Annotated in this window: 17 protein-coding genes; 3 read left to right on the forward strand and 14 right to left on the reverse strand. The window is 59.6% G+C overall.

Annotation, left to right across the window (positions count from 1 at the left end):
• Genes ASC74_RS07195 through ASC74_RS07205 form a run of 3 tightly spaced genes read left to right on the forward strand, consistent with a single transcriptional unit; the run spans window position 1 to window position 2,874 of the window.
• Complete coding sequence (locus tag ASC74_RS07195) at window positions 1-801, forward strand: carbohydrate ABC transporter permease (protein ID WP_046047472.1); 801 nt, start codon at window positions 1-3, stop codon at window positions 799-801.
• A 10-nt stretch (window positions 802-811) separates the two neighbouring features.
• On the forward strand, window positions 812-1,084 hold the full coding sequence (locus tag ASC74_RS07200) for a DUF2160 domain-containing protein (protein ID WP_008146061.1): 273 nt from the start codon (window positions 812-814) through the stop codon (window positions 1,082-1,084).
• A gap of 47 nt (window positions 1,085-1,131) precedes the next feature.
• Window positions 1,132-2,874 (forward strand): ABC transporter substrate-binding protein, encoded by a 1,743-nt coding sequence (locus ASC74_RS07205; protein WP_056740430.1) that lies wholly within the window; start codon window positions 1,132-1,134, stop codon window positions 2,872-2,874.
• 612 nt (window positions 2,875-3,486) lie between these two features.
• Here the strand turns inward: ASC74_RS07205 and nuoN are convergent.
• From nuoN to aceA, 14 genes are all read right to left on the reverse strand, one after another.
• Window positions 3,487-4,950 carry an NADH-quinone oxidoreductase subunit NuoN gene (nuoN, locus tag ASC74_RS07210; protein ID WP_056740432.1) on the reverse strand — a complete coding sequence of 488 codons (1,464 nt, stop codon included), beginning with the start codon at window positions 4,948-4,950 and terminating at the stop codon, window positions 3,487-3,489.
• Window positions 4,951-4,957: 7 nt separating this feature from the next.
• On the reverse strand, window positions 4,958-6,490 hold the full coding sequence (gene nuoM / locus ASC74_RS07215; protein WP_046047467.1) for an NADH-quinone oxidoreductase subunit M: 1,533 nt from the start codon (window positions 6,488-6,490) through the stop codon (window positions 4,958-4,960).
• 39 nt (window positions 6,491-6,529) lie between these two features.
• Window positions 6,530-8,383, reverse strand: coding sequence for an NADH-quinone oxidoreductase subunit L (nuoL, locus tag ASC74_RS07220; protein WP_056740433.1), 1,854 nt, complete (start codon window positions 8,381-8,383; stop codon window positions 6,530-6,532).
• Window positions 8,380-8,688: an NADH-quinone oxidoreductase subunit NuoK gene (gene nuoK / locus ASC74_RS07225; protein ID WP_007946416.1), complete on the reverse strand. Its 309-nt coding sequence runs from the start codon at window positions 8,686-8,688 to the stop codon at window positions 8,380-8,382. Before nuoK ends, nuoL begins: the two co-directional genes overlap by 4 nt.
• A 2-nt stretch (window positions 8,689-8,690) precedes the next feature.
• Complete coding sequence (gene nuoJ / locus ASC74_RS07230; RefSeq protein ID WP_046047465.1) at window positions 8,691-9,194, reverse strand: NADH-quinone oxidoreductase subunit J; 504 nt, start codon at window positions 9,192-9,194, stop codon at window positions 8,691-8,693.
• 9 nt (window positions 9,195-9,203) lie between these two features.
• Complete coding sequence (gene nuoI / locus ASC74_RS07235) at window positions 9,204-9,749, reverse strand: NADH-quinone oxidoreductase subunit NuoI (RefSeq protein WP_200889382.1); 546 nt, start codon at window positions 9,747-9,749, stop codon at window positions 9,204-9,206.
• A gap of 12 nt (window positions 9,750-9,761) precedes the next feature.
• On the reverse strand, window positions 9,762-10,769 hold the full coding sequence (gene nuoH / locus ASC74_RS07240) for an NADH-quinone oxidoreductase subunit NuoH (RefSeq protein ID WP_008146046.1): 1,008 nt from the start codon (window positions 10,767-10,769) through the stop codon (window positions 9,762-9,764).
• Entirely contained in the window at window positions 10,766-13,480 is a 2,715-nt protein-coding gene (gene nuoG / locus ASC74_RS07245) for an NADH-quinone oxidoreductase subunit NuoG (RefSeq protein ID WP_056740435.1), read from the reverse strand. The genes nuoH and nuoG overlap by 4 nt, the downstream gene beginning before the upstream one ends.
• Window positions 13,481-13,616: 136 nt before the next feature.
• Window positions 13,617-14,972: an NADH-quinone oxidoreductase subunit NuoF gene (nuoF, locus tag ASC74_RS07250; protein ID WP_008146041.1), complete on the reverse strand. Its 1,356-nt coding sequence runs from the start codon at window positions 14,970-14,972 to the stop codon at window positions 13,617-13,619.
• Window positions 14,969-15,466, reverse strand: a complete 498-nt coding sequence (gene nuoE / locus ASC74_RS07255) for an NADH-quinone oxidoreductase subunit NuoE (protein WP_008146039.1) — start codon at window positions 15,464-15,466, stop codon at window positions 14,969-14,971. The genes nuoF and nuoE overlap by 4 nt, the downstream gene beginning before the upstream one ends.
• Window positions 15,467-15,468: 2 nt before the next feature.
• Complete coding sequence (nuoC, locus tag ASC74_RS07260; RefSeq protein ID WP_056740437.1) at window positions 15,469-17,253, reverse strand: NADH-quinone oxidoreductase subunit C/D; 1,785 nt, start codon at window positions 17,251-17,253, stop codon at window positions 15,469-15,471.
• Window positions 17,254-17,325: 72 nt separating this feature from the next.
• Window positions 17,326-18,000, reverse strand: a complete 675-nt coding sequence (locus tag ASC74_RS07265) for a NuoB/complex I 20 kDa subunit family protein (protein ID WP_008146035.1) — start codon at window positions 17,998-18,000, stop codon at window positions 17,326-17,328.
• A gap of 10 nt (window positions 18,001-18,010) precedes the next feature.
• Window positions 18,011-18,424: an NADH-quinone oxidoreductase subunit A gene (locus ASC74_RS07270; protein WP_008146033.1), complete on the reverse strand. Its 414-nt coding sequence runs from the start codon at window positions 18,422-18,424 to the stop codon at window positions 18,011-18,013.
• A 539-nt stretch (window positions 18,425-18,963) separates the two neighbouring features.
• Complete coding sequence (gene aceA, locus ASC74_RS07275; RefSeq protein ID WP_033057066.1) at window positions 18,964-20,289, reverse strand: isocitrate lyase; 1,326 nt, start codon at window positions 20,287-20,289, stop codon at window positions 18,964-18,966.
• Window positions 20,290-20,489: the final 200 nt, after the last annotated feature.

Consider the following 20,489-nt stretch of genomic DNA (forward strand, 5'->3'; position numbering starts at 1 on the left):
ATGAGTAAAAGAAAGCTCATTCCACTGCTGATCTACATCCTGTTCCTGCTGGTGCCGATCTACTGGCTGCTGAACATGTCCTTCAAGAGCAACACCGAAATCCTCAGTGGCCTGACGTTGTTTCCACAGGATTTCACCTTCGCCAACTACAAGGTGATTTTCACCGATCCGAGTTGGTACACCGGTTACCTCAACTCGCTGTACTACGTGAGCCTGAACACGGTGATTTCGCTGAGCGTGGCATTGCCGGCCGCGTATGCGTTCTCGCGCTATCGGTTCCTCGGTGACAAGCACCTGTTCTTCTGGCTCCTGACCAATCGCATGGCACCGCCGGCGGTGTTTTTGCTGCCGTTCTTCCAGCTGTATTCCTCGATCGGTTTGTTCGATACACACATCGCCGTCGCGTTGGCTCATTGCCTGTTTAACGTGCCATTGGCGGTGTGGATCCTTGAGGGCTTCATGTCCGGCGTGCCGAAGGAGATCGACGAAACCGCTTACATCGACGGGTACAGTTTTCCCAAGTTCTTCGTGAAAATTTTCGTGCCGCTGATTGGCTCCGGGATCGGTGTGACGGCATTTTTCTGCTTCATGTTTTCCTGGGTCGAGCTGCTGCTGGCGCGAACCCTGACGTCGGTCAACGCCAAACCGATTGCGGCAGTGATGACGCGCACGGTCTCGGCGTCCGGCATCGACTGGGGCGTGCTGGCGGCGGCGGGGGTGTTGACCATCCTGCCGGGCATGCTGGTGATCTGGTTTGTTCGCAACCACGTGGCCAAGGGCTTTGCCCTGGGCCGGGTCTGAGGAGCTGATGATGGAATGGATGAGTTGGACCGGCCCTACGGCGGCGTTCTTCAGCGTCATTGCCTTGATCCTGGTGGGCATGACGACCTGGGAACTGCGTTCGCCGAGCATTCTTCGGCGTGGTTTGTTGCCGATTGCCACCACCCGTGGCGATCGGTTGTTTATCGGTCTTCTCGGCAGCGCCTACCTGCATTTGCTGGTAATCGGCGTCACCGACTGGAGCATCTGGGTGGCGTTCGCGTTGTCCCTGGTGTGGCTGTTGGCTGTGATGCGTTGGGGCTAGTCGAATCGCTCGGCAAAGTTGCTCCGAAACCCTAATAGGAGGTCTCTATGTTCGACAAAAACAATAAGCTGCGACATAGCGTTTCATTGGCAGCCATGCTGGCACTCAGCGGGCTGAGCGCTGCAGCCTGGGCGGATGCCTATGAGGACGCCGCCAAGAAATGGATTGGCAGCGAATTCAAACCGTCCACCCTGACGGCCGATCAACAGCTCGCAGAATTGAAGTGGTTTATCAAGGCGGCCGAACCGTTTCGCGGGATGGACATCAAGGTGGTCTCGGAAACCCTGACCACTCACGAGTATGAGTCGAAGGTGCTGGCCAAGGCCTTTACCGAGATCACCGGGATTAAAGTGACCCACGACCTGCTGCAAGAAGGCGACGTGGTGGAGAAGCTGCAGACCGTGATGCAATCGGACAAGAGCATCTATGACGGCTGGGTCAATGACTCTGACTTGATCGGCACACACTTCCGTTACGGCAAGACCGAAGCGATCACTGACTTGATGGCCAATGAAGGTAAAAACTTCACCTCGCCGACCCTGGACCTCAAGGACTTCATTGGTCTTTCCTTCACCACCGCTCCCGACGGCAAGCTTTATCAATTGCCTGATCAACAGTTCGCCAACCTGTACTGGTTCCGCGCCGACTGGTTCGAGCGCCCGGACCTGAAAGCCAAGTTCAAGCAAAAGTACGGTTACGAGTTGGGCGTACCGGTGAACTGGTCGGCCTATGAAGACATTGCCAAATTCTTTAGCGAAGACGTCAAGGAAATCGACGGCAAGCGGGTCTACGGGCACATGGACTACGGCAAGAAGGACCCGTCCCTGGGCTGGCGTTTCACCGACGCCTGGTTCTCCATGGCGGGTGGCGGCGATAAGGGCTTGCCTAACGGTTTGCCGGTGGACGAGTGGGGTATCCGTGTCGAGGATTGCCACCCGGTCGGCTCCAGCGTAACCCGTGGCGGCGACACCAACGGCCCGGCGGCGGTGTTTGCGACCACGAAATACGTCGATTGGCTCAAGGCTTACGCGCCACCGGAAGCGGCGGGCATGACCTTCTCCGAATCCGGTCCCGTACCTTCCCAGGGCAACATCGCCCAGCAGATCTTCTGGTACACCGCGTTCACGGCCGACATGACCAAACCGGGCCTGCCGGTGGTCAACGCCGATGGCACGCCGAAATGGCGCATGGCGCCATCGCCGCGCGGTCCGTATTGGGAAGAGGGCATGAAGCTGGGGTATCAGGACGTGGGTTCGTGGACGTTCATGAAGTCCACGCCTGAGAAACAGAAACTGGCTGCCTGGCTCTATGCGCAATTCGTGACCTCGAAAACCGTGTCGCTGAAGAAAACCATCGTTGGCCTGACCCCGATCCGCGAGTCGGACATCAACTCGCAAGCCATGACCGACCTGGCACCGAAACTCGGTGGCCTGGTCGAGTTCTATCGCAGCCCGGCCCGTGTGCAATGGACTCCGACCGGGACCAACGTGCCGGATTATCCGCGTCTGGCGCAACTGTGGTGGAGCCACATCGCCGAAGCCGCCAGCGGCGACAAAACCCCGCAACAGGCGCTCGATGGTCTGGCCAAGGATCAGGACGCGATCATGACCCGTCTGGAACGCTCGAAGGCTCAAGCCACCTGCGCGCCGAAAATGAACCCGGAACGCGACGCGCAATACTGGTTCGATCAGCCGGGCGCACCGAAGCCGAAACTGGCCAACGAGAAGCCCAAGGGCGAAACCGTGAGCTACAACGAACTGCTGAAATCGTGGGCGGATGCGCGTAAGTAAACAGCTGGACTTTGAAAGGCGAACGGCACCGTAAGGTGCCGTTTTCTTTTGTGCCAGAGAGGGCCCCTTCGCGAGCAAGCCCGCTCCCACAGGGGATCTGTGGCGAACACACTATTTGCGAACAACCCCGAACCACTGTGGGAGCGGGCTTGCTCGCGAAGGTGCTTTCCCAGACAACAAATCTCTCAAGCCAAGGCAACCATCCTCAAAAACACTGATTACCCGTGGCAAGGGAGCTTGCTCCCGCTCGGCTGCGAAGCAGACGCCAAAACCTCTGGCCGCGGTGGTTTATCTGATTCACATGCCTCAATAGATTTGGGTCTGCTGCGCAGCCGAGCGGGAGCAAGCTCCCTCGGCACAGGATTTTGTTGTTGCCGATTCTTTGCAAGAAACTCCAAACCGTCCATGAGCTCAGCAAAAATATCACGCTTCATTTTTTGATCTCTCCCGATATCCGATCACCGAACTTATCGGTAAATGCCTTGAGTCGGATGTCGGCCATTACCTACTGCCACGCAGGCATCTTCCGAAAGACGGGAATAAAAAGATCAAAACGCAAAAACGGCACCCGAAGGTGCCGTTTCTGTTTTCTACCGAGTGTCGCTTATGCGATCAACCCGCCAACCCGGCCTGCTGAACCAGGACCAGCAATGGCTGCGGATACAGACCCAGGAAGAACGCCACCAGAGCGATCGCCAGCAGCATCACGCCGCCTGCACGTTGTTCCCAGTGCAGTTGCGCATCGTGGCGACGCAGGTTCGGTTCGATCAGGAACAGGGTGACCATGACGCGCAGGTAGTAGAAGACGCCGATGGCGCTGCCCAGTACCAGGGAACCGACCAGCCACCATTGGTGCGACTCGACACCGGTAGCGATGATGTAGAACTTGCCGATGAAGCCCGCGGTCAGCGGGATACCGGCCAGGGACAGCATCATCACGGTCAGTACGGCGGTCAGGTACGGACGGCGCCAGAACAGGCCGCGGTATTCGTACAGGGCATCCGCGTCACGGCCGTTGTACGGCGAGGACATCAGGGTGATCACGCCGAACGCGCCGAGGCTGGTGATCACGTAGGTGACCAGGTACACGCCGATGGCTTCCACGGCCAGACCCTTGCTCGCCACCAGGGCGATCAGCAGGTAACCGAAGTGAGCGATGGACGAGTAACCCAGCAGACGCTTGAGGTTGCTCTGGGTCAGTGCCAGCAGGTTACCGAACAGGATCGACGCGATGGCGATGATGGTCAGCACGTCGCTCAGTACACCGCTGCTCGCCGCGGGCGAGATCTGGAACAGACGCACCATCACGGCGAACACGGCAACCTTGGAAGCGGTAGCGAGGAACGCGGCCACCGGTGCCGGAGCACCTTCATAAACGTCCGGGGTCCAGAGGTGGAACGGTACCAGCGACAGCTTGAACGCCAGACCGATCAGCATCATGCCCAGGCCCAGTTGCGCCAGCGAGCTTGGCAGACCAGTCGCCGCCAGCGCCTGGCCGATACCGACGAAGCTCAGGCTGCCCGAATCGGCGTAGAGCAGGGCCATACCGAACAACAGGAACGCAGAACCGGCGGCCGACAGCACCATGTACTTGATACCGGCTTCCAGCGAACGCTTGTTGAAGAAGGCGTAAGCCACCAGACCGTAGACCGGTACCGAGAGCAGTTCCAGACCGATGAACAACCCGGCCAGGTGCTGCGCGCTGACCAGTACCAGGCCACCGGCGGCGGCCATCAGGATCAGCAGGTAAAGTTCTTCACGGTTGCCCGGGTAACCCGAACCGCCATCGCCGAGGTAGGCGTGGGCGAGGGTCACACAAGCGAGGGTGGCGACCAGGATCAGCGCCATGTACAAGCAAGCGAAGCTATCGATTTGCAGCAGTGGAGTCACAGCCAAAGGCGCGACTTTCAGGGCTGGCAGGATCGACAGCAACGCCAGGTTCAGACCCGCCACGGAAATCAGGAAGGTCTGCGAGTGGTTGCGGCGCCAGGCGATCGCCAGCATCACCACGATGATCGTGGCGCTGGTGATCAACAACGGCGCAAGCGCGATAAAGTGTTGAGTCGTGAATTCCATAGCGCTCTTACCGGGCCGAAGCGAGTTGAGTGAAGGCGGTGCCGAGCCATTGCTGCACGCCATGCATCGTCGCAGCAGAGGTATCGAGGAACGGTTGCGGGTACACGCCGATGAAAATCAGCAACGCTGCCAGACCGACCACCATGATCAGTTCGCGACCATCCATGCCATGCAGCACCGCGTCCGATTTGGACGGGCCGAAGTAGGCACGGTGGATCATGATCAGCGAGTAGACCGAACCGAACACCAGACCGGACGTCGCGAGGATAGTGATCAATGGAGCGCTCGGGAACGTGCCGATCAGGATCAGGAACTCACCCACAAAGTTACCGGTCGCCGGCAAGCCCAGGGACGCGGCGGCGAAGAACAGGCTGACGGCCGGCAGGTAAGCGATCTTCGACCACAGGCCACCCATTTCACGCATGTCGCGGGTGTGGGTGCGCTCATACAGTTGACCACTGAGGATAAAGAGTGCCGCCGCCGACAGGCCGTGCGCCAGCATCTGCATCACCGCGCCCTGCAGCGCCAGTTGGCTGCCGGAGTAGATGCCGATCAACACGAAGCCCATGTGGGAAACGGAGGAGTAGGCGATCAGACGCTTGATGTCGGTCTGGGCGAAGGCCAGGAACGCACCGTAGAAGATCCCGATCAGACCCAGGGTCATGGCGAACGGCGCGAACTCGGCCGAAGCATTCGGGAACAGCGGCAGGGCGAAACGCAGCAGACCGTAAGCAGCCGTCTTCAGCAAGATACCGGCCAGGTCGACCGAACCCGCGGTCGGTGCCTGGGCGTGAGCGTCAGGCAACCAGGAGTGGAACGGCACCACTGGCAGCTTCACCGCGAAGGCGATGAAGAAGCCGAGCATCAGGATGTACTCGGTGGTCAGCGACATCTTGGTTTTCAACAGGTCGGCGTAGTTGAAGGTAATCACGCCGGTGTCGTTGAAGTTGACCAGGACCAGACCCAGGATCGCCACCAACATGATCAGGCCGGACGCCTGAGTGAAGATGAAGAACTTGGTCGCCGCGTAGATCCGGGTTTTCTTGCCGTCCGAAGAACTGTGACCCCAGAGCGCGATGAGGAAGTACATCGGCACCAGCATCATTTCCCAGAAGAAGAAGAACATGAACAGGTCGAGGGCGAGGAACACGCCGACGACACCGCCCAGGATCCACATCAGGTTCAAGTGGAAGAAGCCAACGTGACGCTGGATCTCTTTCCACGAGCAGAGTACCGAGAGGATACCCAGCAGACCGGTCAGCAGGATCATCAACAGCGACAGGCCGTCGAGGGCCAGGTGCACGCTGATGCCGAAGCGCTCGATCCAGATGTGCTTGAACTCAAGCGCCCAGGTCGGATCGGCGCCAGGGGCCGGAGCAAATGAATAATTACCGTGGGCCCACAGCCAGAGGCCGAGCGCGAGTTCCAGGGTCATGGTCAACAGCGCAATCCAGCGGGGGAGGGTAGCGCCGAAGCGCTCACCCATCCAGCACAGCAGGCCGCCGATGAAGGGGATCAGGATTAGCCAAGGCAGAATCATGACGGGCTCAATTCCTTTCGCAAGTTCGCAAGGTTCATATCAGACCGCTACCAGCACGATGGCGCCGATGACCAGCACGGAGCCGGCTGCCATCGATGCCGCGTACCAACGCAGTTGACCGGTTTCGGTACGGCTCAGGGCGGTGTGACCACCTTTGGCCATACGCGGGATCAGACCGATGGTCTGGTCGAGCGGGTCTCTGCGCAGTGCGTGGCTGATCGCAAGGTATGGCTTGACGAACAGTTTGTCGTAGATCCAGTCGAAGCCCCAGGCAGCGAACCACCAGGCCGAAAGGAAGCGGCCGATGCCGCTGTTGGCGATTGCAGTGACGAAACGACGCTTGCCGAGGAACAGCAGCGCGGCCAGCAGGATACCGGACAGGGCGATGGCGCCCGACGCGATTTCCAGACTGTGCTTGGCTTCGCCGCCGGCATGGCCGACGCTTTCCGGCAGCACACCGTGCAGCGGTGGAACGATCATCGCGCCAATGGCGGTAGACAATACGATCAGCACCGACAGTGGCAGCCAGTGAGCGATGCCGTGACCGGCGTGCGCTTCGGTCTTCACTTCACCGTGGAACGCGATGAAGATCAGGCGGAAGGTGTACAGCGACGTCATGAACGCGCCGACCAGACCTGCGTACAGCAGGCCGTGGTTGCCGCTGGCGAACGCTTCCCAGAGGATTTCGTCCTTGGAGTAGAAGCCTGCGGTGACCAGTGGCAGGGCCGACAGGGCCGCGCCGCCGACGATGAAGCTGGCGTAGGCCAGTGGCAGTTTCTTCCACAGGCCGCCCATCTTGAAGATGTTCTGCTCGTGGTGGCAGGCAACGATCACCGCACCGGACGCAAGGAACAGCAGCGCCTTGAAGAAGGCATGGGTCATCAGGTGGAAGATCGCGCCATCCCACGCACCAACGCCCAGCGCCAGGAACATGTAGCCGATCTGGCTCATGGTCGAGTAGGCGAGGATACGTTTGATGTCGGTCTGAACCAGTGCGGCAAAACCGGCGAGTACCAGGGTCACACCGCCGACAACGCCAACCAGGTGCAGGATATCCGGTGCCAGGGAGAACAGACCGTGAGTACGGGCGATCAGGTAGACACCGGCGGTCACCATGGTTGCAGCGTGGATCAGTGCCGAAACCGGAGTAGGACCGGCCATCGCGTCCGCCAGCCAGGTTTGCAGCGGCAGTTGCGCGGACTTACCGACAGCGCCGCCCAGCAGCATCAGGGTGGCCATGACCATCCAGAAGTCGCCAGCCTGGAATTTCTGCGGCGCCAGCACCAGCAGTTCCTGGATGTTCAGCGTGCCCAGTTGCGCGAACAGGATGAACAGGCCGATGGCCATGAACACGTCGCCGATCCGGGTGACGATGAAGGCTTTCAGTGCCGCGTTACCGTTGTTGCGGTTGCTGTAGTAGAAACCGATCAACAGGTACGAGCACAGGCCCACGCCTTCCCAACCGAAGTACAGGAACAACAGGTTATCGCCCAGAACCAGGAACAGCATGCTGGCGATAAACAGGTTGGTGTAGGCGAAGAAGCGCGAGTAACCGGCTTCACCGCGCATGTACCAGGACGCGAACAGGTGGATCAGGAAGCCGACGCCGACCACCACACCGAGCATGGTCAGGGACAGACCATCCAGGTACAGCGCGAAGTTAGGCGTAAAGCCTTCCACCGCCATCCACTGCCACAACACCATGGTGTAGTGACCACCTTCAGGTGGCGCGACGTTGAATTGCCAGATCACATAAGCCGTGACGATGGCAGACAAGCCGATGGAACCGACGCCGATCAGCGCCGACAGGTTTTCCGAGAGGCGACCGCGTGAGAACGCCAGCAGCAGGAAACCTATGAGAGGGAATACGAAAGTCAGATAGAGAAGATTCATCCGCGCATCTCGCTGGCAGCGTCGATATCGAGAGTGTGGAAGCGGCGATACAGCTGCAACAGAATCGCCAGGCCAATACTGGCCTCGGCGGCTGCCAGGCTGATCACCAGGATGAACATGATCTGTCCATCCGGCTGCGCCCAGCGGCTACCGGCAACGATGAACGCCAAAGCGGAGGCATTCATCATGACCTCCAGGCTCATCAGCACGAAGAGAATGTTGCGGCGGACCATCAGGCCGACCAGACCGAGGCAGAACAGGATGCCGGCGACCGCCAGACCATGCTCCATAGGGATAGCAGGCATCGTCATTGCTCCTTGGCTTCGTTGCGGCCCAAGTGGAACGCCGTGACGGCTGCGGCGAGCAGCAACATCGAGGCGAGTTCGACCACCAGCAGATAAGGACCGAACAGGCTGATGCCCACGGCCTTGGCGTCTACGGTGGTGTGGCCGATGGCCTGACCGCTGTCGTGGCTGAACAGCACGTACAGCAGTTCAACCAGCAGCAGGGCGCCGAGTGCGACCGGGCCGAGCCAGATGCCGGGCTTGAGCCAGACGCGCTCTTGCTGAACCGAGGCGGGGCCCAGGTTCAGCATCATCACCACGAACACGAACAGCACCATGATGGCGCCAGCGTAGGCGATCACTTCCAGCACACCGGCAAACGGTGCGCCGAGGGCGAAAAACGTCATCGCCACGGCAATCAGCGAAATGATCAGGTAGAGCAGGGCGTGCACGGGGTTGGTGTTGGTGATCACGCGAAGCGTGGACACAACAGCGATACCCGATGCGAAATAGAAAGCGAATTCCATCTTTCTTCCTTAAGGCAGCAAGCTCTTCACGTTGATCGGTTCGGCTTCATTCTGCGCGGAGCCTTTTGGCTTACCGGCAATCGCCATACCTGCAACACGATAGAAGTTGTAATCAGGGTTTTTGCCGGGGCCGGAGATCAGCAGATCTTCTTTCTCGTACACCAGGTCCTGACGTTTGAACTCGGCCATCTCGAAATCCGGTGTCAGCTGGATCGCGGTGGTCGGGCAGGCTTCCTCGCAGAGGCCGCAGAAAATGCAGCGCGAGAAGTTGATACGGAAAAATTCCGGGTACCAGCGACCGTCATCGGTTTCAGCTTTCTGCAGCGAGATGCAACCGACCGGGCACGCCACGGCGCACAGGTTGCAGGCTACGCAACGCTCTTCACCGTCGGGGTCGCGGGTCAGCACGATACGGCCCCGGAAGCGCGGCGGCAGGTACACCGCCTCTTCCGGGTATTGCAGCGTGTCGCGCTTGCGGAAGGCGTGGCCAAAAATCATCACCAGGCTGCGAAGCTGGGTGAAGAAGCCATGCACGATGTCAAATATGTACTTCATGATTCTCTATCCTCACTGAGCCGCGACGGCGGGCGTGTTGAGCAACACGATCGCAGCGGTCACCAGCATGTTGACGAGGGTCAGCGGCAGGCAGAACTTCCAGCTGAAATCCATCACTTGGTCATACCGTGGGCGCGGAATCGAGGCGCGCAGCAGGATGAAGAACATGATGAAGAACGCGGTTTTCAGTGCGAACCAGATGAACGGGATCTGCGGCAGAATGCCGAACGGACCGTGCCAGCCACCGAAGAACAACGTCACCAGCAGCGCCGAAATCAACACGATGCCGATGTACTCACCGACGAAGAACATGCCCCATTTCATGCCGGCGTATTCAATGTGGTAACCGTCGGCCAGTTCCTGCTCCGCTTCCGGCTGGTCGAACGGGTGACGGTGAGTCACGGCGACGCCGGCAATGAAGAAGGTCAGGAAACCGAAGATCTGCGGGATCACGAACCACAGGTTCTGCGCCTGGTATTCAACGATGTCGCGCATGTTGAACGAGCCAACCTGGATCACGATGCCCATCAACGACAGGCCCATGAACACTTCGTACGACACGGTTTGTGCCGAGGCCCGCAAGCTGCCCAACAGGGCGAACTTGTTGTTACTCGACCAGCCGGCGAACAGCACCGCGTAGACCGACAGACCGGCCATGGCGAAGAAGAACAGGATGCCGATGTTGATGTCCGCCACACCCCAGGTCGGGGTGATCGGGATGATCGCGAAGGCAATCAGCAAGGCGCTCATGGCCACGACCGGCGCCAAGGTGAAGATCACTTTGTCGGCGAACGGCGGGGTCCAGTCTTCCTTGAAGAACATCTTGATCATGTCGGCCGCAATCTGGAACGCGCCGAACGGGCCAACGCGGTTCGGACCGTAACGGTCCTGCCAGAGGGCGAGCAAACGACGCTCGACCCAGCTCAGCAACGCGCCGCACACCACGACGGCGAGCAGAATCACGATGGCCTTGAGGACCGCGATGATCACGTCAATCACTTCAGGCGTGAACCAGGTCATTGAGCTGCCTCCTGCAGACCGTCAACGGTTTTGCCAAAGATCGCGGGCGGAATGCCGGCGATACCGGCCGGCAATGCGACCAGACCGGCACCCAGCTCTTCGTTGATGCGCAGCGGCAGACGCAGGGTCTGGCCAGCAACGCTCAAGCTCAGCAGGGCGCCGTCATTGACACCCAGACGGTCGGCTTCGGATTTGGCCAGCGACACGTAAGCGGCCGGGATGCGTTCCTGAACCGGTGCGGCTTTGGAAGAGTTCTCTTCGCTGCCGAACAGGTGGAAGAACGGCACAACCTGCCAGGTGCCCGGAGCCGGGTTGAACGCACGCGGAACACTGGCGAACCAGTTCAGCGAGTCGCCGGTGCTTTCGATCAGGCGGGTGCCCGGGTCGCCAGCGCGGATGTGACCACCGACTTCGTCCTGGAACTTGTTCCAGGCTTGCGGCGAGTTCCAGCCCGGAGACCAGGCGAATGGCACTTGCTGACGCGGTTCGACCGAGCCCGAGTAACCTTCCATGGAGAACGAGAACGCGGTGTCGTTGTCCTGGGAGGTACGCGGTTCGTGCACGCTGATGTCGGCGCGCATGGCGGTACGACCGGAGTAACGCAGCGGTTCGCGAGCCAGTTTCAGGCCTTTGATGCGGAACGCGGCGGACGGTGCGGCGCTGACAATGCCGGCCAGTTGCGGAGTGCTTGCGGCACAGGCAGCGGTGACGTGGTCCAGTTGGGTCCAGTCGATCGGCTGGTTCAACAGGGTGGCGCGCAGGGCATGCAGCCAGCGCCAGCCTTCGTGAACCATGATGCTGGCGTCGAGGTAAGTCGGGTCGAAGACCTGGAAGAAGCGCTGGGCGCGGCCTTCCTGGCTGACCAGCGTACCGTCGCCTTCAGCGAAGCTGGCAGCTGGCAGAACCAGGTGCGCGCGATCGCTGGTGGCGGTCTTCTGATGGTCCGCCACGATCAGCACTTTCGCGGCGATCAGGGCAGCATCGACACGGGCTTTGTCGGTTCGGGTGTACAGATCGTTTTCCAGCACGACGATGGCGTCGGCCTTGCCGTCGATCACCGCTTGCAGGGCTGCGTCGACCGATTCACCACCGAGCATGGCCAGGCCGAGGCTGTTGGCCTCTGGCACGATCAGGCTGATGGAACCGTTCTTCTCGCGCAGCTTCAGGGCTTTGGCGATGTTTGCCGCGGCTTCGATCAGCGCCTTGGAACCCAGCGAGGTACCGGCAATGATCAGCGGACGCTTGGCGGCGAGCAGGGCGTCGGCAATGCGCTTGGCCAGCTCAAGGGCTTCAGCGTCCAGACCTTCAACGGCAGGCGCGCTGGCGTCGAGGGCGTGAGCCACGGCGAAACCGATGCGGGCCAGGTCGTCTGGCGCAGCGTGTACGCATTCTTCAGCAATGTCGTCGAGCTTGGTTTCAGCCAGGCTGGCGATGAACAGCGGGTTCAGAGCGTTCTGACCGATGTTCTTCACCGCAGCGTCAAGCCAAGGCTGAACGCGCATGGCGTCGGCCATGTCTTCGGCTTTGCCTTTGACCGATTGACGCAGGGACAGGGCCATGCGCGCGGCGGTCTGGGTCAGGTCTTCACCGAGGACGAAGATCGCATCGTGGTCTTCGATGTCGCGCATGTTCGGGATCGGCAGCGGGCTGTCTTTCAGCACCTGCATGACCAGACGAATGCGTTCCAGCTCGGCAGCTTCGATACCGGAGTAGAAGTGCTCGGCACCGACCAGCTCGCGCAACGCGTAGTTGCTTTCGAGGCTGGCGCGTGGCGAACCGATACCGACGATGTTGCGACCGCGCAGCAGGTCGGCGGCTTTATCCAGCGCTTCGTCGAGGGTCAGCTTGGCGCCGTTGGCCAGCAATGCCTGACGCGGGCGATCCTTGCGATTGACGTAGCCATAGCCGAAACGGCCACGGTCGCACAGGAAGTACTGGTTTACCGAACCGTTGAAACGGTTTTCGATACGACGCAGTTCACCGTAGCGCTCGCCCGGGGAGATGTTGCAACCGCTGGAGCAGCCATGGCAGATGCTCGGCGAGAACTGCATGTCCCACTTGCGGTTGTAGCGCTCGGAGTGAGTCTTGTCGGTGAACACACCGGTCGGGCAGACCTCGGTGAGGTTGCCGGAGAACTCGCTTTCCAGGGTGCCGTCTTCAACGCGACCGAAGTACACGTTGTCGTGGGCGCCGAATACACCAAGGTCGGTGCCGCCGGCGTAGTCCTTATAGAAGCGTACGCAGCGGTAGCAAGCGATGCAGCGGTTCATTTCGTGGGAAATGAACGGGCCCAGTTGCTGGTTCTGGTGAGTACGCTTGGTGAAGCGATAACGGCGCTCGTTGTGGCCGGTCATCACCGTCATGTCTTGCAGGTGGCAGTGACCGCCTTCTTCACAGACCGGGCAGTCGTGAGGGTGGTTGGTCATCAGCCATTCAACGACGCTGGCGCGAAACACTTTCGCTTCTTCGTCGTCGATGGAGATCCAGCTGCCGTCGGTGGCGGGGGTCATGCAGGACATGACGATCCGACCACGCTTGTCGTTTTCGTCGGTGTACTGCTTGACCGCGCACTGGCGGCAAGCGCCAATGCTGCCTAGGGCTGGGTGCCAGCAGAAATAAGGGATATCGAGGCCTAGCGACAGACATGCCTGTAACAGGTTGTCTGCCCCATCGACTTCGAGCTCTTTGCCGTCTACGTGGATAGTGGCCATGGTTCAAAGTTCTTCGTTGGCCCGGTGTCAGCGGGCGTGGCTAATGGAATCTTGTTATTCGCGTGAATCAACACAGCCGTTTACGGCGTCATCACACGAAAAGCTGCGGGCACGGACCCTTCGCTTTTTTAAGCGTTTACGCGCCGACTACGATCGGCCTTGCCAGAGGCGGGACGACGGCGCTGGTAGGCGCGATGCCGGCTTCGAACTCATGGCGGAAATATTTGATTGCGCTGCCCAACGGCTCCACGGCGCCCGGTGCGTGAGCACAGAAGGTCTTGCCTGGGCCGAGGAAACCGACCAGACCCAGCAGGGTCTCGATATCGCCGGCTTGCCCTTCACCGTTCTCGATCGCACGCAGAAGCTTGACGCTCCACGGCAAACCGTCACGGCACGGGGTGCAGAAGCCGCAGGATTCGCGGGAGAAGAACTCTTCCATGTTGCGCAGCAGGGAAACCATGTTGACGCTGTCGTCCACCGCCATGGCCAGGCCGGTACCCATACGGGTGCCCACTTTGGCGATGCCGCCGGCGTACATTTGTGCGTCCAGGTGTTCCGGCAACAGGAAACCGGTACCGGCGCCGCCTGGCTGCCAGCACTTGAGCTTGTAACCGTCGCGCATGCCGCCGGCGTAGTCTTCGAACAACTCGCGACCGGTGACGCCAAACGGCAGTTCCCACAGGCCGGGGTTCTTGACCTTGCCGGAGAAGCCCATGAGCTTGGTGCCCATGTCTTCGCTGCCTTCGCGGGCCAACGATTTGTACCAGTCCACGCCGTCGGCAATGATCGCCGGCACGTTGCACAGGGTTTCAACGTTGTTCACGCAAGTCGGCTTGCCCCACACGCCAACGGCGGCAGGGAAGGGCGGCTTGGAGCGCGGGTTGGCGCGGCGACCTTCGAGGGAGTTGATCAGTGCGGTTTCTTCACCGCAGATGTAACGCCCGGCGCCGGTGTGGACGAACAGCTCGAAATCGAAGCCGCTGCCCAGGATGTTTTTACCCAGCAGGCCCGCTGCCTTGGCTTCTTCCACGGCACGGTTCAGGTGCTTGGCGGCGGTGGTGTATTCGCCACGCAGGAAGATGTAGCCACGGTAGGTTTTCAGCGCGCGGGCACTGATCAGCATGCCTTCGATCAGCAGATGGGGCAGTTGCTCCATCAGCATGCGGTCTTTCCAGGTGTTCGGTTCCATCTCGTCCGCGTTGCACAGCAGGTAGCGGATGTTGATGGATTCGTCTTTGGGCATCAGGCCCCACTTAACACCCGTGGGGAAGCCTGCACCGCCGCGACCTTTAAGACCGGAGTCTTTCACGGTCTGGACGATGTCGTCCTGAGCCATGTCGGCGAAGGCTTTGCGCGCAGCCGCGTAACCGTTCTTGGCCTGGTACTCGTCGAGCCATACGGCTTCGCCGTCGTCACGCAGACGCCAGGTCAGCGGGTGAGTCTCGGCCGAACGCTTGATGCGGTTGGCTGGACCGAAGGAAGTCAGGGTCATACGTAGCCCTCGAGCAATTTGGCAACGCCGGCAGGCTGCACATCACCGAAAGTGTCGTCGTCGATCATCAACGCCGGCGCCTTGTCGCAGTTGCCGAGGCAGCAGACCGGCAGCAGGGTGAAACGACCGTCGGCGGTGGTCTGACCCAGGCCGATGCCCAGATTGCTCTGGATTTCGCTGACTACGGACTCATGGCCACCGATGTAGCAGACCATGCTGTCGCAGACGCGAATGATGTGACGGCCGACCGGCTGACGGAAGATCTGGCTATAGAACGTCGCCACCCCTTCAACGTCGCTGGCCGGGATGCCGAGGATCTCGCCGATGGCGTACAGAGCGCCATCCGGCACCCAGCCACGTTCCTTCTGGACGATCTTCAGGGCTTCGATCGACGCCGCGCGCGGGTCTTCGTAGTGATGCAGCTCGTGCTCGATGGCCGAGCGCTCGGTTTCGCTCAGGGCGAAACGGTCTGTCTGGATAAGCGTGCTGTTCATGCTTAGCGGTCCACGTCGGCCATAACGAAATCGATACTACCCAGGTACGCGATCAAGTCCGCGACCATGCTGCCTTTGATCACCGAAGGGATCTGCTGCAGGTGCGGGAAGCTTGGGGTGCGAATCCGGGTGCGGTAGCTCATGGTGCCGCCATCGCTCGTCAGGTAATAACTGTTGATGCCCTTGGTCGCTTCAATCATCTGGAAGGATTCGTTGGCCGGCATGACCGGGCCCCACGAAACTTGCAGGAAGTGCGTGATCAAGGTCTCGATGTGCTGCAGGGTGCGCTCTTTTGGCGGCGGCGTGGTCAGCGGGTGATCCGCCTTGTACGGGCCTTCCGGCATGTTGCGCATGCACTGCTCGATGATCTTCAGGCTCTGGCGCATTTCTTCGACACGCACGATGCAACGGTCGTAGGCATCGCCATTGGCCGCCAGCGGCACTTCGAATTCGAAGTTCTCGTAACCGGAGTACGGGCGAGCTTTACGCAGGTCGAAATCGCAACCGGTCGAACGCAGGCCGGAACCGGTGACGCCCCATTCCAGGGCTTCTTTGGTGTTGTAGGCGGCGACGCCGATGGTCCGGCCACGCAGGATGCTGTTGTCCAGTGCGGCTTTCTGGTATTCGTCCAGACGCTTTGGCATCCACTCGATGAAGTCTTTCACCAGTTTTTCCCAGCCGCGCGGCAGGTCGTGAGCGACGCCACCGATGCGGTACCAGGCCGGGTGCAGACGGAAGCCGGTAATGGCTTCGATCACCGTGTACGCCTTCTGACGGTCGGTGAACGTGAAGAACACCGGGGTCATGGCGCCGACGTCCTGGATGTAAGTCCCCAAGAACAGCAGGTGGCTGGTGATCCGGAAGAACTCGGCCATCATGATGCGGATGACGTCGACCTTCTCAGGCACCTTGATGCCGGCCAGCTTCTCGACCGAGAGCACGTACGGCAGGTTGTTCATCACGCCGCCGAGGTAGTCGATACGGTCGGTGTACGGAATGAAGCTGTGCCAGGACTGACGCTCGGCCATCTTCTCGGCACCACGGTGGTGGTAACCGACGTCCGGTACGCAATCGACGATCTCTTCACCGTCCAGCTGCAGAATGATGCGGAACGCACCGTGCGCGGAAGGGTGGTTAGGACCGAGGTTGAGGAACATGTAGTCCTCGTTCGCCCCGGAACGCTTCATGCCCCAGTCTTCAGGCTTGAAGCGCGCGGCTTCTTCCTCAAGCTGTTGCTTGGCCAGGGTCAGGCTGAACGGGTCGAACTCGGTGGCACGGGCCGGGAAGTCCTTGCGCAGCGGGTGACCTTCCCAGGTCGGCGGCATCATGATGCGGGTCAGGTGCGGGTGACCGGCAAAGTTGATGCCGTACATGTCCCACACTTCACGCTCGTACCAGTTGGCGTTCGGCCAGATGCCGGTCACGGTCGGCACGCTGAGGTCGCTCTCGGACAAGGCGACCTTGATCATTACGTCACTATTACGTTCGATCGACATCAAGTGATAGAACACAGTGAAGTCGGCGCCGTTAGGCAGCCCTTGACGCTTGGTGCGCAGACGCTCGTCCACGCCGTGCAGGTCATAGAGCATGACGTACGGCTTGGGCAGGTTGCGCAGGAAGGTCAGGACTTCGACGAGTTTGGCACGGGCAACCCAAAGCACCGGCATGCCGGTGCGGGTAGGCTGGGCGGTGAACGCCTCGGGGCCAAAACGGTTGTTCAGTTCGACGACCACATCCTGGTCGTCTGCCTTATAAGGCGGGATGTACAGAGCACTGCCTGTAGTCATGGTTATTTATCGCTTTCGGTCAACGTAAAGAATGAAGCCAGGTTCTCGTTCTATAAAAGAAGCAGGTCTGGATCAGACTTCGTCGGGGCTGCGCAGGTTGGTGACTGCGATTCGCTGTTCGCGGCGCTGTTCCTTTTGCGAAGGCATCTCGGCGCGGTACACGCCTTGATCACCGACGACCCAGGAAAGCGGACGACGCTCCTGTCCAATCGACTCTTGCAAGAGCATCAAGCCTTGCAGAAAAGCTTCAGGGCGGGGCGGGCAGCCAGGCACGTAGACGTCCACGGGCAGGAACTTGTCCACCCCTTGAACGACTGAGTAGATGTCGTACATGCCACCGGAGTTGGCGCACGAACCCATGGAGATAACCCATTTAGGTTCGAGCATTTGCTCGTAGAGACGCTGAATGATCGGCGCCATCTTGATGAAGCAGGTACCGGCGATAACCATGAAATCCGCCTGACGCGGCGATGCCCGGATAACCTCGGCGCCAAAGCGCGCGATGTCGTGGGGCGCCGTGAAGGCGGTGGTCATTTCCACGTAGCAGCACGAAAGACCGAAGTTGTACGGCCACAGGGAGTTCTTGCGCCCCCAGTTGATCGTGCCGTTAAGCACGTCTTCGAGCTTGCCCATGAAAATGTTTTTGTGAACTTGATCTTCTAACGGATCGGAAACGGTTTCCCGTTCGCCAATCGGATACTGCTCGTTAGGAGCATCGGGGTCGATCCTGGTGAGATTGTATTGCATTGCCAAAGCCTCATTGTTTCAGCTTCGCTTGCCGCTTAAGACGAGCTGCCGGAGCCCAGTCAAGGGCGCCCACTCGAAATAGGTAGACAAGGCCTGCCAACAGAATTGCTATGAAAACGAGAGCTTCGACGAATCCGGTCCAGCCGCTTTCGCGGACGGACACAGACCAGGCAAAGAGAAAAAGGGCTTCGATATCGAAGATCACGAACAACATCGCGACCAGATAGAATTTGGCTGAGAGCCGCAAGCGGGCGCCACCTGTAGGTAGCATGCCGGATTCGAACGGTTCGTTTTTGCTGCGGCCCCAGGCTTTTGACCCGAGGAGGCTGGAGACGCCGAGCATGAAGGCACAAAGGCCGACGACGCCCAGAAGGAAAATGGCAAAGCCCCAGTTGTGGGCCATGAGTCCTGTCGCTTCGGGCATGCTGGTAATCCTTAACAGAGAGCAAAGGTCTCTGAGCTTGAAAAGAAACAAAGCAGTGACGATATGTCGCAGCAATCAATCCCGCTGATTTTATGGCACAACACCGTGCAAGTAAAATTCCTATAGCGAAATTATTTATAGGAATAAGGACATAGCGCACCTCCAAAACCCCGCAGCCCATGCGGTTCGGGCATTAGCCGGGATTTCATCAATATTGTTTTGTTGGGAATGTAACGAACATAGTTACGGCTAAATGATAATCAATATTGTTTGCGGTGGTTTTTAAACTGTTTAATGGGGTGAGAGTCAGGAAGTTGTCTTATATGTGCGTAACAACAAGTAGCGAGCAGGATCGTTTTACCTTCTTTTCCTGATCGAAAAACTGCTCTGAATCAATGATTTTGAGCGCGTTGTGTGAGAGCGGGCATGTGAAATCTCAGGCAAAAAAAACGCCCCGAACCAGTCGGGGCGTCAGATGTGCGGCGTTGCGGTTAGCTTTCTATTCGGTCCGCAACGGCCGTTTGCTCAGGTGAATCAGATCAGTGGAACTGTTCTTCTTCAGTCGAACCGGTCAGCGCGGTTACCGAAGACGAGCCACCTTGAATCACAGTGGTCATGTCGTCGAAGTAGCCGGTGCCCACTTCCTGCTGGTGAGCCACGAAGGTGTAGCCCTTCGAAGCGTCAGCGAACTCTTGCTCTTGCAGCTTCACGTAGGCAGTCATGTCGTTACGGGCGTAGTCGTGCGCCAGGTTGAACATGCTGTGCCACATGTTGTGAATGCCGGCCAGGGTGATGAACTGGTGCTTGTAACCCATGGCGGACAATTCGCGCTGGAACTTGGCGATGGTCGCGTCGTCCAGGTTTTTCTTCCAGTTGAAGGAAGGCGAGCAGTTGTACGACAGCAGTTGGTCCGGGTATTCCTTTTTGATCGCTTCGGCGAAGCGACGAGCCTCGTCCAGATCCGGCTTGGCGGTTTCGCACCAGATCAGGTCGGCGTACGGAGCGTAAGCCAGGCCGCGAGCGATCGCCTGGTCCAGGCCGGCGCGCACTTTGTAGAAGCCTTCCTGGGTGCGTTCGCCAGTCACGAACGGCTGGTCGTACGGGTCGCAATCGGAAGTCAGCAGGTCAGCCGCGTTAGCGTCGGTACGCGCCAGGATGATGGTCGGCGTACCGGCAACGTCAGCCGCCAGACGGGCAGCGGTCAACTTCTGTACAGCTTCCTGGGTAGGAACCAGTACCTTGCCGCCCATGTGGCCGCATTTCTTCACGGAAGCCAGTTGGTCTTCGAAGTGAACGCCGGCGGCGCCTGCTTCGATCATGCTCTTCATCAGTTCGTAAGCGTTCAGTACGCCGCCGAAACCGGCTTCAGCGTCAGCCACGATTGGAGCGAAGTAGTCGATGTAGCCTTCGTCGCCCGGGCCTTTGCCGGCTTTCCACTGGATCTGGTCAGCACGACGGAACGAGTTGTTGATGCGCTTGACCACGGTTGGAACCGAGTCCACCGGGTACAGCGACTGGTCCGGGTACATCGATTCGGCGGAGTTGTTGTCCGCAGCGACTTGCCAGCCCGACAGGTAGATCGCCTGGATACCGGCTTTAACTTGTTGTACAGCCTGGCCGCCGGTCAGGGCGCCCATGCAGTTGACGAAATCTTTATCAGGACGGAAGGACGGCTTGGCGCCCTGGGTTACCAGGTTCCAAAGCTTCTCGGCGCCCAATTTTGCAAAGGTGTGCTCAGGTTGAACCGAGCCACGCAGGCGGACGACGTCAGCAGCGGAGTAAGCGCGTGTCACGCCTTTCCAGCGTGGGTTTTCAGCCCAATCTTTTTCGAGGGCTGCAATTTGCTGTTCGCGTGTCAGTGCCATGGAGATAAACCTCGTCGCATAGGTCTGGGGTGGAAAATTCCTGCTCCTGCCAAGTGCGCATTGAGACGTGCGTAAAAGGCTGCTCGCTGACCAGAAGCTTAGGTGGTCAAGTCGGATTCGGCGGGGATGGCGACGGGATGAACGATGGGCTCGAGGGGAAGTGAGCAGGTAAGGGCGAACTGTCGAGCGCATTCGGGCGT

Origin of the sequence: Pseudomonas sp. Root329 (genome assembly GCF_001424925.1) — a bacterium.
Classification (GTDB): domain Bacteria; phylum Pseudomonadota; class Gammaproteobacteria; order Pseudomonadales; family Pseudomonadaceae; genus Aquipseudomonas; species Aquipseudomonas arabinosi.

What these genes read in the sequence shown, in the direction of transcription:
- ASC74_RS07195 (WP_046047472.1), top strand. Translation starts at nt 1, where the DNA reads ATGAGTAAAAGAAAGCTCATTCCACTGCTGATCTACATCCTGTTCCTG.
- ASC74_RS07200 (WP_008146061.1), top strand. Translation starts at nt 812, where the DNA reads ATGGAATGGATGAGTTGGACCGGCCCTACGGCGGCGTTCTTCAGCGTC.
- ASC74_RS07205 (WP_056740430.1), top strand. Translation starts at nt 1,132, where the DNA reads ATGTTCGACAAAAACAATAAGCTGCGACATAGCGTTTCATTGGCAGCC.
- nuoN (WP_056740432.1), bottom strand. Translation starts at nt 4,950, where the DNA reads ATGGAATTCACGACTCAACACTTTATCGCGCTTGCGCCGTTGTTGATC.
- nuoM (WP_046047467.1), bottom strand. Translation starts at nt 6,490, where the DNA reads ATGATTCTGCCTTGGCTAATCCTGATCCCCTTCATCGGCGGCCTGCTG.
- nuoL (WP_056740433.1), bottom strand. Translation starts at nt 8,383, where the DNA reads ATGAATCTTCTCTATCTGACTTTCGTATTCCCTCTCATAGGTTTCCTG.
- nuoK (WP_007946416.1), bottom strand. Translation starts at nt 8,688, where the DNA reads ATGCCTGCTATCCCTATGGAGCATGGTCTGGCGGTCGCCGGCATCCTG.
- nuoJ (WP_046047465.1), bottom strand. Translation starts at nt 9,194, where the DNA reads ATGGAATTCGCTTTCTATTTCGCATCGGGTATCGCTGTTGTGTCCACG.
- nuoI (WP_200889382.1), bottom strand. Translation starts at nt 9,749, where the DNA reads ATGAAGTACATATTTGACATCGTGCATGGCTTCTTCACCCAGCTTCGC.
- nuoH (WP_008146046.1), bottom strand. Translation starts at nt 10,769, where the DNA reads ATGACCTGGTTCACGCCTGAAGTGATTGACGTGATCATCGCGGTCCTC.
- nuoG (WP_056740435.1), bottom strand. Translation starts at nt 13,480, where the DNA reads ATGGCCACTATCCACGTAGACGGCAAAGAGCTCGAAGTCGATGGGGCA.
- nuoF (WP_008146041.1), bottom strand. Translation starts at nt 14,972, where the DNA reads ATGACCCTGACTTCCTTCGGTCCAGCCAACCGCATCAAGCGTTCGGCC.
- nuoE (WP_008146039.1), bottom strand. Translation starts at nt 15,466, where the DNA reads ATGAACAGCACGCTTATCCAGACAGACCGTTTCGCCCTGAGCGAAACC.
- nuoC (WP_056740437.1), bottom strand. Translation starts at nt 17,253, where the DNA reads ATGACTACAGGCAGTGCTCTGTACATCCCGCCTTATAAGGCAGACGAC.
- ASC74_RS07265 (WP_008146035.1), bottom strand. Translation starts at nt 18,000, where the DNA reads ATGCAATACAATCTCACCAGGATCGACCCCGATGCTCCTAACGAGCAG.
- ASC74_RS07270 (WP_008146033.1), bottom strand. Translation starts at nt 18,424, where the DNA reads ATGCCCGAAGCGACAGGACTCATGGCCCACAACTGGGGCTTTGCCATT.
- aceA (WP_033057066.1), bottom strand. Translation starts at nt 20,289, where the DNA reads ATGGCACTGACACGCGAACAGCAAATTGCAGCCCTCGAAAAAGATTGG.